At 47.5% G+C, this 295-nt stretch carries 3 tRNA genes; all 3 read right to left on the bottom strand.

The features are described from left to right. Positions 1-27: 27 nt before the first annotated feature. The 3 genes from QYB95_RS19200 to QYB95_RS19190 all read right to left on the bottom strand — a co-directional run bounded on the left by QYB95_RS19200 (position 28) and on the right by QYB95_RS19190 (position 290). A tRNA-Leu gene (locus QYB95_RS19200) sits at positions 28-112 on the bottom strand. 21 nt (positions 113-133) lie between these two features. Then, positions 134-208, bottom strand: a tRNA-Lys gene (locus tag QYB95_RS19195). A gap of 6 nt (positions 209-214) precedes the next feature. Beyond that, positions 215-290 (bottom strand) — tRNA-Thr (locus QYB95_RS19190). Positions 291-295: the final 5 nt, after the last annotated feature.

Genomic DNA, 295 nt, shown 5'->3' with positions numbered 1-295 from the left:
TATTATCTGGCAATAAATGAAATTTAATGGTGCGGGTGAAGGGAGTCGAACCCCCACGCCTTGCGGCGCTAGATCCTAAGTCTAGTGCGTCTGCCAATTCCGCCACACCCGCATTAAATTATTGAATAAAAACTGGTGAGCCATGAAGGACTTGAACCTTCGACCCTCTGATTAAAAGTCAGATGCTCTACCACTGAGCTAATGGCTCCAAAAATGGTGCCGGCGAAAGGAGTCGAACCCTCGACCTACTGATTACAAGTCAGTTGCTCTACCAACTGAGCTACACCGGCATTTA

The sequence above is a fragment of the Ureibacillus aquaedulcis genome (assembly GCF_030418165.1).
Taxonomy (GTDB): Bacteria; Bacillota; Bacilli; order Bacillales_A; family Planococcaceae; genus Ureibacillus; species Ureibacillus aquaedulcis.
Note: the sequence above shows the minus strand (reverse complement) of the source record. Positions and strands in the feature narration are given on the sequence as shown.